Origin of the sequence: Pseudanabaena sp. PCC 7367 (assembly GCF_000317065.1) — a bacterium.
Lineage (GTDB): Bacteria > Cyanobacteriota > Cyanobacteriia > Pseudanabaenales > Pseudanabaenaceae > Thalassoporum > Thalassoporum mexicanum.
Window position 1 is genome coordinate 2,252,936 of the sequence record NC_019701.1, and the last position, 13,818, is coordinate 2,266,753.

A 13,818-nucleotide genomic window follows, 5' to 3' on the forward strand; every position below is an offset into this window, starting at 1 on the left:
AATCTTACTTAAGTAGCTATGGAGGATTAAGACTTAGTGGGCGATCGCCCCTATTAAATCGCTTGCATTAGTGCGCGTTGAACGAAAAATTTAGCGATCTTTCCCAGGCTGATTAACCTAATAAACTACTATAAGCCAAGTTAGACTGATCCGGCACCGCTAGTTAGGATTGATTTAGGTGAGCCTGACCCCCTAACGATTGCTGTTAATTTGCACCATCTGGGTTTGAATCCGCTGTTGCAATTGGCGATCGCGTTTTTGTGCCTGGGTAATCCGGTTAAAGGTGGTGTTGTCGAACCCATAGCGGGAAACTTCGGTTTGCGATGCCTTAAACAATTGCTGACAGAGGCTATATATATTGCCTGGAAGTTCTGTCTGGGATAGATCGCAGACATTTACACCCTTGGTGGCCGCCTGTTGCGATATATTGCCCCACTCTGGCAAACCCTTAGCGTCGGCATAAATCTGGCGGCGTTTTCCTTCGATCGCCAATACGGCCTTAGCATAGCGATTCACTTCATCATCACTAATATTCGCCTGGGCTTGGGCAGCAGGTACTTTGATCGCCGCCAAACTCAAGCATGCCAACAGACCAATACAACCCCTGGTGAAGGCTTTTAGCAAGCTAGTCGATCGCCGTTGTGGGTTTGAGCCAACCGCAGGCAAAACTAAATTTTGATCTGTGTCTGCATCTAGATCAAAACCAAAACCACTGGAAGATGGCATCAAAAACCGCTTTGTCATAATTCCTCGTCAATCCTAATACCACTGTTTAATGGGGGGATTAATTAATATCTATAAAATAATTAAAATCCAGCCCGGTGTGCATTGTGGGTAACCAAGCCCGATAATTGAGCATGATTTAAATAAATCAGCATAATCAATTCAAGTTGGTTTGGTGTTCGCTAGGCGATTAGCTTTACTTTAAATGTATTAATCAACTACTTGAAAAAGCATAAAGTTAGCCGCTGAGATTGATAATATTCGCTATAATTTTAAGCTGCTAATTTAGTAATTCAAGCAAGCATATACATTGCCTAGCATAGAAATGCAGCTTTATGCAACATAAATTGCACTGACTACAAGATCGCCATGCTAACTATATGACCCTAAACCGGTTGATTTTGTTGCCGTAAATAATCCTGAATAAATAAATCCAGATCACCATCCATCACATCTTGAATATTGGTGGTTTCAGTGCCAGTGCGTAGGTCTTTCACCATCTGGTAGGGATGGAAAACATAGTTGCGAATTTGATTGCCCCAGGCTGCTTCGACGATGTCACCACGAATATCGGCGATCTCCTGGGCTCTCTGCTCCTGGGCGATCACCATCAGTTTGGCCTTGAGCAGTTGCATTGCTCGATCGCGGTTTTGCAGTTGCGATCGCTCCTGGCTACAACGCACCGAAATCCCAGTGGGGATGTGGGTAATCCGTACCGCAGTTTCTACTTTATTAACATTCTGGCCACCCTTGCCGCCGGAACGGGTCGTAGAAATATCCAGCTCTTTGGGATCGATGTCGAGTTGTACTTCCTCGTCGATCAATGGCATTACCTCAATCCCAGCAAAACTGGTCTGGCGTTTGCCATTGGCATTAAACGGTGAAATCCGCACCAGGCGATGGGTGCCCTTCTCGGCGATCAAATAACCATAGGCATAGCGACCATGTACCAGGATCGTGGCAGATTTCAGCCCTGCTTCGTCTCCCTCGGAAATATCGGCGATCTGCACTTTGTAGCCCCTGGCCTCGCAAAAGCGGGTATACATGCGCAACAGCATTTCCGCCCAATCCTGGGCATCAGTACCGCCAGCGCCAGCATTGATCGTTAATACTGCATCTTTGGCATCATAGGTGCCAGAAAGGAGCTGTTCTAGTTCCCAGCGATCGAGCTGATGGGTTAGCTGCTCAATTTCTTCGGTGGCTTCGGCAATCAAGCCAGGATCGGGCTCTAGTTCCAACAACTCGGCGATCGCTTCCACATTTTCGATCGTCTTGCGCCAGCGCTGGTATTGCTCCACATAGGTCTTATATTCATTTAGCACCTGCATGGTGCGCTGAGCGGTGTCGGCATCCTCCCAAAATTCTGGTTGGGCGGCAGTTTGTTCTAGATCGCTAATTTTGGCGCGCAGTTTTGGTAAGTCAAAGATATTCCTGGGCTTTACCCAGGCGTTGCGACAAGATCTCGACTTGGCGTTTGATCACACTCAAATCCATAGCGTTAAACTTAATAAACCTAATTTAATCTAGCTGTTTTAATCTAACTGTATTTTATTATTTCTGGACGTTGTATCTGCGTGGAATGGTTGAGCAATTAGGCATTACCTGTTATTACCTGTTGCTAAACTTGCTTCTTTGCCTACTTTAGCCCATTTGAGATTTAGTGGATTAGTAGTTTTAAATAGTTTTCAATTAAGTGCCTTGACGCTGTTAGCTCTGGGATTAGTTTAGAAATATTTTAGGCAAAGCGACAGATGAGCGCGGGTTACTTGTGCATTGCTCTTCAAGCCTGAAATAACGATCTGCTAACTTGCAGCTTAAAATAATCAGGTATACTGACATCAGCGCAATCGATCGCCATACAATTCTACTTATTACGCCTATTTGCTGGGTTTTGTGAGTCACATTATTTCCTAAACTTTAATATAGTGGCGTACAGATGTTGATGGAGATAGGCTAAGCTAGGGCAAAACTTGGAATAGAGCGATTTATTGGGATCGTACCTATATCTAAATTTGACTAATTAGTTAGTAAGGCTTGTTGCAAATCGGTAATCTAACGATTGGAACATTATCGAAGCAAATTAAGTCGTTGTGCGTATGCGCCCAAACTATGTGTAAACTTCCCTGGTAGTCAAAAGCAGTCAAATGAGTAAGGCAAATACCTGTCACACTCTCATCATTACCGACGCTAAAGGTAGTAGGAAGCTGCCTCTAGGAGGGTTGAAATATACCGTTGGGCGGGACGTTAGCAATAATATCCAGCTACATTCCAGGTTTGTCTCTCGTCATCATGCTGTTTTGCTCAGAGTGCCTGGGGGCGAACCAGGTATATATTCCTATCGCATCATTGACGGCGATCTTTCTGGGAAGCCGAGTGTAAATGGCTTGACCATTAACAGCCACAGTAAGGTAACTTCCCATGATCTCAATCATGGTGATGTGATTAGCCTGGCTCCAAATGTCCAGCTTGTGTATTTGATTGATGAAACTAGCGATGGTGTTGCGAGTTCTGAGGCGGATCTGATTGGTTTTGAAAGAAATTAAAAATAATAATCAATTTAGTTACATATGCTAAAGCTTTATGGTGGGGCTCGCAGCCGTGCTTCGATCGTGCAGTGGTATTTAGAAGAACTGGCCGCCCCTTACGAGTTTGTGATGTTGGATATGAAGGCAGAGCAGCATTTGCAGCCCGATTACCTGGCGATCAATCCCTTCGGCAAAGTGCCTGGCATTGTCGATGGTGATTTTAAGCTATTTGAGTCGGGTGCTATTTTGATCTACCTGGCCGAGAAATATAACAAAATTGGCGATTCTCTGGCACAAAGAGCCACTCTGGCACAGTGGGTACTTTTTGCCAACTCCACCCTGGGTAATGGTTTGTTTCTTGAAGCCAGCCGTGAGAAAGAAATTCCTCGCCTGTTGCCACCTTTGAATGAGATTTTGGCGAGCCAGCCTTTCCTGATGGGTGCAGAATTCAGCGCTGCAGATGTGGCGGTGGGCTCTTTGCTGGGTTATGCCACATTCATGATCCCACTGGATTTCAAAGACTATCCGGCGATCGCTAATTATGTGAAACAACTGGCCGATCGCCCTGCCTATCGTAAGTCGATCCTCAAAAAGTAGCCTGCAAAGGTGATTTTCACTCAATTATTGGCTCGCAGATGGGTATAGGCTAACCCTGCATCGTCAGTGGGCAAGTAACAAATAAATATCTAAAACTTTATTTGCTGCTTCTGCCTCAATCAGCAATACACTTCTCTAATTAGGCTCCAAGTACAAGCATATGGCGATCGATCTTTATTACTGGGCTACTCCCAACGGTCACAAAATCACGATTTTCCTAGAAGAGGCCGGTTTGGAGTACAATCTCAAGCCAATTAACATCATGAAGGGCGATCAATTCAAGCCAGAGTTTTTGAAAATTGCCCCCAATAATCGTATTCCAGCGATCGTTGACCATGATCCGATCGACGGCGGTGAGCCGATTTCGATCTTTGAATCAGGAGCAATTCTGTTCTATCTGGCGCAAAAGATTGGCAAATTCATTCCCAGTGAGATTCGGGGTAATACCGAAGTGCTGCAATGGTTGATGTGGCAAATGGGTGGCCTGGGGCCAATGATGGGGCAAGCTAACCACTTTGTCCGCTATGCACCTGAGCCGATCGAGTATGCTGAAAGGCGCTACCTCAAGGAAACCAGGCGTTTATTTGGCGTAATGGAAAAACGTTTAAACGATCGTGCTTATCTGGTGGGAGAATATTCGATCGCGGATATGGCCTGCTATCCCTGGACTAAGGCAGATGCCAGTTTGGAAGTTGATACGGAGCAAGAGTTTCCCCATGTTTACCAATGGCAGCAGACCATTGGCGATCGCGCAGCGGTGATCAAAGCCTATGAAATTGGCGATCGGGTGCGAAGTAATACCAAGCTTGATGATCAAGCACGCAAGAACTTGTTTGGCGATCGCCAGAAGTAATAATTTAATTTTTTCGTGAACCTGAATCAGAACAGAAGACTTAAAGACAAAGTTATTGTAAAGCCTGAGTAGCAAGTTATTACATCACTTGTATTATTAATTACTCCTGTCCGTTGAGATTAGTTCAATCGGCTGGAGTTTAATAATATCAACGAGGAAACGTGGAAATGAAACTAAATGCTTTAGCGATCGCCCTAACTGCAATTGTTCTGGGTGCATTACCTGCTCAGGCCGATACTGCACCTGCCCGCTGCGATTATTACAAAAAGGGCGAAGATAAGGTTGAAGTCTCAATGAGCTGCACTTTTTCACAACGCCAGGGTTTTGTGAGCATTCAATGGCACGATGGCGTACGCAATGAATTTACGCCGGTGGGTGATCAACCTGGAGAGTATACCGATCGTCGTGGTGGTAGAGTCTATCGGGAACTAGATGCCCTGGGTAATGCTGGGCAGGTCTTTCGGATGGAGAATGGCTCGATCTTTGTTTATTGGCAATAAGTCAATAAGTTCAGTGGGAATAGAAATAAACAAGTAGAGCCATGAATTGAATATAGCTCCCCTAAACATCTAGGGCGATCGCCAACTCAAAAATCACCTTGCCCAAATTTACTTAAACATCTCTATTTATTTAAATTAAATAAGCCACAAAAGCATAACTCAGAGGTTTTTAAATTTCTGAGTTCTCCATCAATTGTTATTCTAAATTCTTATAAATGGCGGGGAGCGGATTTGAACCACTGACCTTCGGGTTATGAGCCCGACGAGCTACCAGACTGCTCTACCCCGCGGCGGATTCCCAGTATAACAGCATAGTGCCGGAAACTGTCAAACATTTATTTACTGGAAATTTATGCGATTCGATCAATTCTAAAAGTGCATATCCTGGCCTGATTTTCGGCGGCGGTCGATCGATCGCCAATGCCGAATCAAGATTAATGCCTTTAGTGGTAGCTTGGCCAAGCACTAAGATCAGTATCAAGATAGTTAAAATGAACCAATCGCTAATTGGGCTAATCATGTCGCAATAAAATGTAATAATTTTACTGAGCACATCCAAACATAAAATTAGCTCATCAGCACAGACCCTAACCAATTTGTGTCCCAAGCACCATGGAAGAAGCAAAAACTGAAATTGAAAAGGCGATGGCAGACCCTGCCACCCATCGATTTGAATGTAAATCTTGCGGATACGTCTATGAACCAGAAAAGGGCGAACCCAGAAAAGGAGTGCCAGGTGGTACACCCTTCGCCCAGCTTGCGCCCAATTGGCGTTGTCCAGTTTGTAATGCCAGCAAAAAACAGTTTTTTGATATTGGCGTAACCGGCAAACCCTCTGGCTTCTCGGAAAATCTGGGTTATGGCTTTGGTGTTAATACCCTCACCCCAAGCCAAAAGAACCTGTTGATTTTCGGAGCCTTGTTACTTGGCTTTCTTCTCTTTCTAAGTGGCTATGTCCTGAACTAAATTTGCCTACTTGCATGGCAATTAGCTTAAAATCCAAAGTTTTAGATCGCATCGTTCTTTTAGTATTTAGTTTTATGAATTATTTGAAAATCGATCGCCTGTGGCAAAGATGCTGTCAGGCCGCCATTGCAACTCTATTTGTGATGATTACCTGCACTACTGCGATCGTCAGCCATCCCCAAATGGCGATCGCCCAGGATCAACGCGATCAACAAAATCAACAAGACCTTGAATATTGGCATCAAGTAGAACTACCAACCGATGTAACCCTTCTAGATCTTGATTTTACTGACAATCAAAAAGTGCAGCATGGTTGGCTAGTCGGGACTAACAGCACATTGCTAGAAACCACCGATGGAGGGGAAACCTGGCAACCTAAAAAACTAGACCTGGGCAAAATCAACTATCGGTTTGTGTCGGTTAGTTTTAATGGTGATGAGGGCTGGATTGTCGGCAGACCCTCATTGCTGCTACATACCGAAGACGGTGGTAAATCCTGGCAGCGAATTGGCCTTAGCTCCAGGCTCCCTGGCGATCCAGCAATGGTAACTGCCCTTGGCCCCAAGACTCTGGAAATGGCTACTGATATTGGCGCGATCTATCGCAGCGAGGATGGCGCAAGAACCTGGCAAGCCCTGGTGCGTGAGGCGGTTGGCACGACCCGTAACCTGTTCCGCAGCGATGATGGTCGCTACATTGCGGTTTCTGCTAAGGGTAACTTCTATTCCACCTGGGCACCTGGCGATCGCGCCTGGACTCCTCACAACCGGAACAACTCTCGGCGAGTCCAAAATATGGGCTATACCCCAGATGGTCGCATTTGGATGCTTAATCGTGGCGGGGTATTGCAGTTTAGTGAATCAAGTAACACCGAAAACTGGGAAGAACCTCAAAACCCGAAAGCGGCCAGCGGCTATGGCATGTTGGATATGAGTTTTCAAGATGCTAATAATGTCTGGGTTTCTGGAGGTAGCTCAAGGTTGCTGCACAGCGAAGATGGTGGTCAAACCTGGCACCGGGAAGAATATCTTAGCAACGTGGGTGCTAATTTCTATCGTGTCTTTTTCTTCAACCACGATCGCGGCTTTATTCTGGGGCAGTTTGGCACTTTGCTGACCTATGATCCTGAGAATGCTACCTAAATAAAAGCATTTACTAGATATTTGCTGGGTATTTATTAGTTTAAATACCGTAAACCAAAAAAAATATCGCCGTGGGCGGTGCGATGGGGTGGACTATGTAGCAAAGCATGGTTGCCCCATTTCTATTGCTTAACTAAGTTTTTATGGGTAAATAATACTGCAAAGTGGATTTTTTGCAAAGAATTTATCAAAAAGCCTTGAAACCAGTTCTGCTCCTATGGCCAAATATCATTGCAAGTATAGAACTGCCAACCAGGTCTACTCAAACTTTCGAGCCAACCTGAGTTCGTCGGATTTTTGTCACTGCCTAACTGGTGTTGCTAAAGAGCATCGAAAATCCTGTGGTGATCTTAGCGATCGCTCTGCATCAAATTTTATCTAACTGGCGTTAATAAGGCGTTAATAAAAGGCTCTTTGACTAAAATTCGGCAACTATGGTTTTTCAAGCAAGTTCAAAAGCGCATTCAAATATCCTGCTTTGTAGAAAAACAGTTACTATCTAGGCCTTGAGGTAATCCGGACAAAAGGTGGCTGACAAGCCAAAAATGGGAAACATAGTTAATAGTAATTCCATTGTTAGTCCAACTTGCCCCAATCAAAATAAAATCCCCACTTAAAGGATGGCAAAACCACCTATTCCACAGATAGAATTATAGATAAATCTAACCTACTGAAATACCTACACAAATACCTATATAAATACCTATACAAATACCTTAAGAGCAGTTGGATCGATCGAACCAGGCTTAATCCCTTTTACTTCGATTTAATTCGATTTAATTCGATCGTATTTGATGCTTGAAAAAAATGCCGGATTTGCCTTTGATTGTGATATCTTTCACCTCATACAAATGACTAAGAGGATATGATTGATCATCGGCAATAAATAGTTGCTCCAGTCACATCCTTTTAAGAGACTCTCGGTAAGCCCATGAATACTTCAGGTCAGCAGAAACAAGGTAGCACCAAGAACCGTAAAGCTCTATTAATTAGAGGGGGGCGGACTCCATTTGAAACTAAACTTATTGAGTCTGGACATGCTACTTCAGAGCAGTACGATCGCGCCCTTGAAAAGAGTGAAGAAGATGAGATTTCTTTGCTAGCAGCGCTTCAAGAGGTACTAAACCAAGCCCTACCACCTGATATTGCCCGCTATTACAAGCGGCTCCGTTTGCTAGAACTGAAGTTGCTCTATGGCTTTGAATGTCTTGACCCTGATATTGATGTTGAAAAATTTAACATCAGTAATATTTCTGGGTTGATCGAAACCGATGTGGTGCCCATGTCCACCTGTCGAAACCATGAGGTTTTGCCACTGGTCAAAAAAGACAATACCCTGTTGGTGGGGATGGTCAGCCCTGATAACTTCAAGGCGATCGATGACCTGAGTATGCTATTGAGCAAGCAAGAATTGACCTTGCAACGCCGGGTAATCACCCGCGAAGATTTCAACGATCTGCTAGAGCAAATTATTGAAGCCCAGGTCAACAAAAGTGTTAAGGGCGAAAGCTTTGATGATGAGGCGCTGCGGATCGATGATGATGCCTTTGCCGATGAGACCCTCGGTGAGGTTGATGAAGGCGATGACCTGAGCAAGGCGATCGGCGAGAACTCTGCCCCAGTCATTAACCTGGTCGATAAAATATTAGTTAAAGCACTCCAGGAAGGGGCTTCTGATATTCACATTGAACCCCAGGAGAAAAATTTGCGGATTCGCTTCCGCCGTGATGGGGTGTTGCGGGAAGTATTTTTCCTCAATGACGATCGCCGCCTACCCAAGAGCATCACTGCCGCGGTAATCGCTCGCTTTAAGATTATTTCCAACCTAAACATTGCGGAACGCCGGGTTCCCCAAGATGGCAAGCTCAAGCGCGTGTTCCAAAAGCGGCGGGTTGACTTCCGGGTCAGCACTTGCCCCAGCCAACATGGCGAGAAAGTGGTGCTGCGGATTCTAGACAACTCCAACACTCAGTTGGGGCTAGACAAGCTAATCACCGATCCAGAAAGTCTAGAGATCATGCAGGGTATGGCTCAGCGCCCCTTTGGTCTGATTCTGGTGACTGGGCCGACTGGTTCCGGTAAAACCACTACTCTGTATTCCGCTTTGGCAGAAGTTAATGAGCCAGGAATTAACATTAGTACGGCGGAAGACCCGGTTGAATATAACCTGCCTGGACTGACTCAATGTCAGGTAATTCGTGCCAAGGGCATGGACTTTGCCTTGATCCTGCGGGCATTTTTGCGGCAGGACCCCGATGTAATTCTGGTGGGGGAAACCCGTGACCAAGAAACTGCTAAAACAGCGATCGAAGCAGCGTTAACGGGTCACCTGGTACTAACTACCCTGCACACCAATGATGCCCCCAGTGCGATCGCGCGGTTAGAAGAAATGGGCGTAGAGCGATTTATGGCCAGTACGGCGCTGATTGGTGTATTGGCACAACGCCTATTGCGGCGGGTTTGTGATGTTTGCCGTATCCCCTATCAACCCACGATCGAGGATATTGAGCGCTTTGGTTTACCTCGCACCGATCTAGAAAGCACCTTCTATAAGGCCAATCGCCTTAGCCCCCAGGAAGTGATCGCCCGTCAGGAATCCAATCTATCTGTTTGTAAGAAATGCGGCGGATCTGGGTATAAAGGACGGGTAGGTTGCTACGAAATTATGCGCATGAGCGAAAACATGCAGGTGGCAATTAATAAGGGTGCGACCACCGAAATGATCAAGGAGATCGCAGTCCAGGAAGGGATGAAAACCCTGATGGCCTATAGCTTTGAATTGGTCAGAACCGGTGCTACAACCCTGGAAGAAGTGTTGCGGGTGGTTTACACCGACAAAGGGCGAGAGGCAGAGGAACGCGCCAAGCGCCAAAATACGCTGGAATGCCAGAACTGCCATGCAATTTTGAAACCAGAAATGATTGAATGTCCCTATTGCACTACGCCAAGAATTATCTGATCAACAAGATGATCATTAAAGTTTGCTGGTGGCGGGAACAGCCCGATCGATTCATGTTTGGAGCGCTTTCTGTAGTTTGATCACAATTGAGGAAAGAAAGTAGTCATGGTATTGGATTACATCATTGAAGATTTGATGGAAGAGGTAGTCGAGCGCAAGGGCTCGGATATTCATATTTCCGCTGGCCTACCGCCCTATATTCGGATCAGTGGCCATCTAACTGCCACCGATCGTGATCCTCTTACCCCAGAAGAGACGCAGCGATTGGTCTTTGCCATGCTCAACAACAATCAGCGTAAAACCTTTGAGCAAAACTGGGAGCTAGATTGCTCCTATGGGGTTAAGGGTCTAGCCCGGTTTAGGGTTAATGTCTATAAGGATCGCGGTACCGTAGCGGCTTGTTTGCGGGTGCTGAGTGCCAAAATTCCTGACATGGATGATCTCAAACTACCGCCGATCGTCAGGGATTTATCAGAAAAGCCGAGGGGCATGGTACTGGTGACTGGGCCCACTGGATCGGGCAAGAGCACCACCCTGGCGGCAATGATTCAAACCATTAACAAAACCAGAGCTGAGCATATTCTCACCGTTGAAGACCCGATCGAGTTTGTGTATGAATCGGTTAAGAGCGTGATTCACCAGCGCCAGGTAGGGGAAGACACCAAGAGTTTTGCCTATGCGCTCAAAAGTGCATTGCGCGAAGATCCAGATGTGATTCTGGTTGGTGAAATGCGCGATCTAGAGACCATTCAACTCGCGGTAACGGCAGCGGAAACAGGTCACCTGGTATTTGGCACCCTTCACACCAGTTCGGCGGCTCAAACCGTCGATCGGATGGTGGATGTGTTCCCACCTGCACAACAGGGACAAATTCGGGTGCAATTGTCCAACTCCCTGGTGGCAGTTTTGAGTCAAACCCTGATTCCTCGGGTTAATCCCAAGCCTGGTGAATTTGGGCGGGTGATGGCGCAAGAGATTATGATCGTCACGCCGGCTATTTCCAACCTGATTCGGGAAGGGAAAACGGCTCAAATGTATGGCTTTATTCAAACCGGTGGCAAAGAATCAATGCAGACCCTCGAATCGAAGCTGGCAGACCTATACCTTGATGGTAGTATCAGCTTTGAATCGGCCGTGTCCAAGACTTCGCGTCCAGAGGAGTTGCACCGTCTAGTTGGCCCCAATCCAGCTAATGTGGTGCGCAAAAAAGGCTCCTATGACATCAAGAAAGAAATTAAATCTCGATCGATCAGTGGTTAGTTAATAGTGGTTAGTTAATTAAGTAGTAAGTAAGTAGTTATGTAATTAATTCTGAGCCAGGCTGGTAGTGGCGGCTGGTGAGGGCTAAAAACATTAGCGCAGGAGAAAGGGAAATGCCCAAATACAAATGCACAGTTAAAAATTCACAGGGAAAGCAATCCCAGCAAGAAATTACGGCGGAGTCAGTCAAAGAAGCCCGTAACACAATGCGCCAAAAGGGTTTTGTTGTCCTGGATATCAAAGAAGCCAAGGGTGGTGGCTTTAGTCTGGGGACAAAGGGCGTAGGCGTAAAAGACCTCTCGATCTTTTCCAGGCAGCTAGCCACGCTGGTTAATGCTGGTGTTTCAATGGTCAGGGGTTTGGGCGTGCTGAGCGATCAGGCCACTAACCCAACTCTCAAGAAGGCACTGGTGGAGGTACTCGATGACGTTGAACAGGGTACTAATTTCTCCGATGCCCTGCGCAAACACCCCAAGGTTTTTGATAAGCTCTATTGCGCGATGGTGCAAGCTGGTGAAGCTGGTGGTGTGTTAGACGATGTTTTAAATCGACTGGCCAAATTGCTAGAAGATCGCGCCCGCTTGAATAATAAAATCAAGTCCGCCATGACCTATCCGGTCGTAGTGACTGTGATCGCCACAGGGATCTTCCTGGCCATGTGTATTTTTATTATTCCGGTATTTTCGGGCGTATTTGAGCAGCTTGGTGGTGAATTGCCAGCCTTTACCCAGATGCTGGTAAATATTAGTGACTTCTTGCGTAGTCCGCAGGTATTGATCGTACCGATCGGCTTAACCATTTTCTCCTTCGTCTATGGCTGGTGGTATAAAACCCCATCGGGCAAGCTATATATGGATGGCATTTTCCTCAAGTTGCCACTCTTTGGCGATCTGGTGGTCAAAACTGCCGTTGCCCGCTTCTCGCGCACCTTTGGTTCCCTCTCTAGGGCTGGCGTGCCGATTTTAAGCTCCCTTGATATTTGTGGTGAAACCTCCGGTAACCAGGTAATTACCAATGCCCTGGAAAAAGCACGTCAGGCGGTGCGCGAAGGTGGGTTGATTTCTACCGCGATCGAAAAAGAAGATGTGTTCCCACCAATGGCTGTGCAAATGCTGATGATTGGTGAGGAAACCGGTGAGCTGGACAAAATGCTGATGAAAATTGCTGACTTCTACGAAAACGAAGTAGAAGAGGCGGTCAAAGCGCTAACTAGCTTAATGGAACCAATTATGATCCTGGTGCTGGGGGGCATGGTCGGTTCAATTATTGTCGGTATGTATCTGCCAATTTTCTCGGTTATGGATCAAATCAGCTAGATTGGCGATCGCCAGATCACCTGAGTCACTATCCAGCCAATGGATTTTGCCAAAGCTGTTGTTAGTGCCCCGAAACCAGGTACGCTGCCGTTTGGCAAATTGACAGGTATGAATAATAGTTTGCTGCTTAGCCGTTGCTAAATCCAGGCGATCGGCTAGGTAGCTGCTCATTTCGGCATAACCCAAGGTTTTTAGTAATGGTAAATCATCGCCATATCTGGCCTGGATTTGTTGGATCTCATCTAACCAGCCCTGGTTCAGCATCCATTCGACCCGATTACTAATCCATTGGCGATGTTGCTCGATCGTGGCTGCTTTCATGCCAATCTGGCAGATCGGGTAAGCAGGCGGATCGTTATATTCCAATTGCGATCGAGGCTTGCCAGTAACATAAAAGATCTCCAGCGCTCTAATCGTGCGGATCCGATCGTGAATATTAATCTTGGCCGCGCTAATGGGATCAAGCTGTTCGAGGAGGCGATAGCAATAGGTCTGATCCAGTGCGATCAACTGTGCCCTTAACTCTTCTTGCGGTGCAACCCTGGGGATATGCATTCCTGCGATCACCGATTTAAGATATAAACCACTGCCACCCACCAAAATTGGCGTAATGCCCTGATCATGAAAATTGGCAATCAACGCCTGGGCTTGCTGTTGATATTCGGCCAGGGTTAGGGTCTGGTCTGGCTCTGCAATGTCAATCAAAAAATGTGGGATCGCAGCCTGCTCGGTCTGGCTTGGTTTGGCAGTGCCAATGTCAAAATGTCGATAGACCTGACGGGAGTCAGCGCTGATGATCGGTAAGTTGAACTCCTGCGCTAGCTTGATCGCAATGCTGGTTTTGCCGGTGGCAGTGGCTCCTAGCACCACAATTAAGCCAGGTGGTTGGGGAAAAGACATGATCTAGCGGTTTAAATTAGATGATATTGCTGCATTTGTAATCATATCTGGCCATAGGAGTGAGACTGACTCAAGAA

The 13,818-nt window shown here is 46.3% G+C and carries 12 protein-coding genes and 1 tRNA gene; 9 read left to right on the forward strand and 4 right to left on the reverse strand.

Annotated elements, in window-relative coordinates:
• Positions 1 to 192: 192 nt before the first annotated feature.
• Both PSE7367_RS08880 and prfB read right to left on the reverse strand, forming a co-directional pair.
• On the reverse strand, positions 193 to 744 hold the full coding sequence (locus PSE7367_RS08880) for a DUF4168 domain-containing protein (protein WP_015165032.1): 552 nt from the start codon (positions 742 to 744) through the stop codon (positions 193 to 195).
• A gap of 365 nt (positions 745 to 1,109) precedes the next feature.
• Positions 1,110 to 2,217, reverse strand: a protein-coding gene (prfB, locus tag PSE7367_RS08885; RefSeq protein ID WP_156800367.1) for a peptide chain release factor 2 whose coding sequence is annotated in 2 segments (ribosomal slippage) — positions 1,110 to 2,144 and positions 2,146 to 2,217 — 1,107 coding nt in all. Because the reading frame shifts where the segments join, the coding sequence is not laid out codon by codon here.
• A gap of 725 nt (positions 2,218 to 2,942) precedes the next feature.
• Here prfB and PSE7367_RS08895 point away from each other — a divergent pair.
• The 4 genes from PSE7367_RS08895 (at position 2,943) to PSE7367_RS08910 (ending at position 5,198) form a co-directional block, all read left to right on the forward strand.
• Positions 2,943 to 3,266, forward strand: a complete 324-nt coding sequence (locus PSE7367_RS08895; RefSeq protein ID WP_225882697.1) for an FHA domain-containing protein — start codon at positions 2,943 to 2,945, stop codon at positions 3,264 to 3,266.
• 24 nt (positions 3,267 to 3,290) lie between these two features.
• The gene (locus PSE7367_RS08900) at positions 3,291 to 3,845 is read left to right on the forward strand and encodes a glutathione S-transferase family protein (RefSeq protein WP_015165034.1); all 555 of its coding nucleotides are present in this window, start codon (positions 3,291 to 3,293) and stop codon (positions 3,843 to 3,845) included.
• 160 nt (positions 3,846 to 4,005) lie between these two features.
• Positions 4,006 to 4,698: a glutathione binding-like protein gene (locus tag PSE7367_RS08905; protein WP_015165035.1), complete on the forward strand. Its 693-nt coding sequence runs from the start codon at positions 4,006 to 4,008 to the stop codon at positions 4,696 to 4,698.
• 167 nt (positions 4,699 to 4,865) lie between these two features.
• A complete protein-coding gene (locus PSE7367_RS08910; RefSeq protein ID WP_015165036.1) occupies positions 4,866 to 5,198 on the forward strand; it encodes a hypothetical protein in 333 nt (110 codons plus the stop codon).
• Positions 5,199 to 5,414: 216 nt separating this feature from the next.
• Here PSE7367_RS08910 and PSE7367_RS08915 read toward each other — a convergent pair.
• Positions 5,415 to 5,488, reverse strand: a tRNA-Met gene (locus PSE7367_RS08915).
• Positions 5,489 to 5,810: 322 nt separating this feature from the next.
• Here PSE7367_RS08915 and PSE7367_RS08925 point away from each other — a divergent pair.
• The 5 genes from PSE7367_RS08925 to PSE7367_RS08945 all read left to right on the forward strand — a co-directional run bounded on the left by PSE7367_RS08925 (position 5,811) and on the right by PSE7367_RS08945 (position 12,841).
• Positions 5,811 to 6,164 carry a rubredoxin gene (locus PSE7367_RS08925; RefSeq protein ID WP_015165037.1) on the forward strand — a complete coding sequence of 118 codons (354 nt, stop codon included), beginning with the start codon at positions 5,811 to 5,813 and terminating at the stop codon, positions 6,162 to 6,164.
• A 74-nt stretch (positions 6,165 to 6,238) separates the two neighbouring features.
• Positions 6,239 to 7,306: a photosynthesis system II assembly factor Ycf48 gene (locus tag PSE7367_RS08930; protein ID WP_156800368.1), complete on the forward strand. Its 1,068-nt coding sequence runs from the start codon at positions 6,239 to 6,241 to the stop codon at positions 7,304 to 7,306.
• A gap of 931 nt (positions 7,307 to 8,237) precedes the next feature.
• Complete coding sequence (locus PSE7367_RS08935; protein WP_015165039.1) at positions 8,238 to 10,265, forward strand: GspE/PulE family protein; 2,028 nt, start codon at positions 8,238 to 8,240, stop codon at positions 10,263 to 10,265.
• A gap of 111 nt (positions 10,266 to 10,376) precedes the next feature.
• Positions 10,377 to 11,525, forward strand: a complete 1,149-nt coding sequence (locus PSE7367_RS08940; RefSeq protein WP_041699378.1) for a type IV pilus twitching motility protein PilT — start codon at positions 10,377 to 10,379, stop codon at positions 11,523 to 11,525.
• A 113-nt stretch (positions 11,526 to 11,638) separates the two neighbouring features.
• A complete protein-coding gene (locus tag PSE7367_RS08945; RefSeq protein WP_015165041.1) occupies positions 11,639 to 12,841 on the forward strand; it encodes a type II secretion system F family protein in 1,203 nt (400 codons plus the stop codon).
• Here the strand turns inward: PSE7367_RS08945 and miaA are convergent.
• Positions 12,785 to 13,741 carry a tRNA (adenosine(37)-N6)-dimethylallyltransferase MiaA gene (gene miaA / locus PSE7367_RS08950; RefSeq protein WP_015165042.1) on the reverse strand — a complete coding sequence of 319 codons (957 nt, stop codon included), beginning with the start codon at positions 13,739 to 13,741 and terminating at the stop codon, positions 12,785 to 12,787. The two genes, PSE7367_RS08945 and miaA, sit on opposite strands and share 57 nt — an antisense overlap.
• Positions 13,742 to 13,818: the final 77 nt, after the last annotated feature.

What these genes read in the sequence shown, in the direction of transcription:
- PSE7367_RS08880 (WP_015165032.1), bottom strand. Translation starts at nt 744, where the DNA reads ATGACAAAGCGGTTTTTGATGCCATCTTCCAGTGGTTTTGGTTTTGAT.
- PSE7367_RS08900 (WP_015165034.1), top strand. Translation starts at nt 3,291, where the DNA reads ATGCTAAAGCTTTATGGTGGGGCTCGCAGCCGTGCTTCGATCGTGCAG.
- PSE7367_RS08905 (WP_015165035.1), top strand. Translation starts at nt 4,006, where the DNA reads ATGGCGATCGATCTTTATTACTGGGCTACTCCCAACGGTCACAAAATC.
- PSE7367_RS08910 (WP_015165036.1), top strand. Translation starts at nt 4,866, where the DNA reads ATGAAACTAAATGCTTTAGCGATCGCCCTAACTGCAATTGTTCTGGGT.
- PSE7367_RS08925 (WP_015165037.1), top strand. Translation starts at nt 5,811, where the DNA reads ATGGAAGAAGCAAAAACTGAAATTGAAAAGGCGATGGCAGACCCTGCC.
- PSE7367_RS08930 (WP_156800368.1), top strand. Translation starts at nt 6,239, where the DNA reads ATGAATTATTTGAAAATCGATCGCCTGTGGCAAAGATGCTGTCAGGCC.
- PSE7367_RS08935 (WP_015165039.1), top strand. Translation starts at nt 8,238, where the DNA reads ATGAATACTTCAGGTCAGCAGAAACAAGGTAGCACCAAGAACCGTAAA.
- PSE7367_RS08945 (WP_015165041.1), top strand. Translation starts at nt 11,639, where the DNA reads ATGCCCAAATACAAATGCACAGTTAAAAATTCACAGGGAAAGCAATCC.
- miaA (WP_015165042.1), bottom strand. Translation starts at nt 13,741, where the DNA reads ATGTCTTTTCCCCAACCACCTGGCTTAATTGTGGTGCTAGGAGCCACT.